Annotated in this window: 1 protein-coding gene; it reads left to right on the forward strand. The window is 67.7% G+C overall.

The window, feature by feature from the left end; genetic code table 11:
- On the forward strand, nt 1–297 hold a 297-nt coding region (locus tag QCD75_RS22035; protein WP_301231652.1), incomplete at both ends, for an aldehyde dehydrogenase family protein.

The raw sequence follows: 297 nt of genomic DNA on the forward strand, positions 1-297 counted from the left end.
TCGGACCCGTCGCCCCGATCATCACCTTCGACACCGAGGACGAGGCTGTCCGGCTCGCGAACAACACCGAATACGGGCTCGTGGCCTACGTCTTCACCAGGGACCTCAACCGCGGGATCCGGATGGGCGAACGCCTCGAAACCGGCATGCTCGGCCTGAACGCCGGCGTGGTCTCCAACGCCGCCGCCCCGTTCGGCGGCGTCAAGCAGTCCGGCCTGGGCCGCGAAGGCGGCCTCGAGGGTATCGAGGAATACCTCTACACCCAGTACATCGGCATCGCCGACCCCTACGCCGGCT

The organism is Arthrobacter sp. PsM3 (genome assembly GCF_030433895.1).
Classification (GTDB): Bacteria; Actinomycetota; Actinomycetes; order Actinomycetales; family Micrococcaceae; genus Arthrobacter.